The 207-nt window shown below is 61.8% G+C and carries 1 protein-coding gene; it reads right to left on the reverse strand.

What is annotated here, in order from left to right:
- On the reverse strand, window positions 1–207 hold a 207-nt coding region (locus tag GKAS_RS23420), incomplete at both ends, for a 2Fe-2S iron-sulfur cluster-binding protein (RefSeq protein ID WP_035897934.1).

The raw sequence follows: 207 nt of genomic DNA on the forward strand, positions 1-207 counted from the left end.
CGTCGGTCAGGCAACTGCCGCAGATCCCCTGTTTACAGGAGACGCAGACCTTGAGCCCCGCTAACGCCAGTGCTTCAACGATGGTCTGGTTTGCCGCTACCTGCACGGTGATGCCGCTGGCGGCTGCCACCACTTCAAACGGCTGACCACCGGTTTCCACCTCGGCGCTAAAGCACTCCTGGTGGATCTGTTCCGGCGCATAGCCCT

Origin of the sequence: Kluyvera ascorbata ATCC 33433 (genome assembly GCF_000735365.1) — a bacterium.
GTDB lineage: Bacteria > Pseudomonadota > Gammaproteobacteria > Enterobacterales > Enterobacteriaceae > Kluyvera > Kluyvera ascorbata.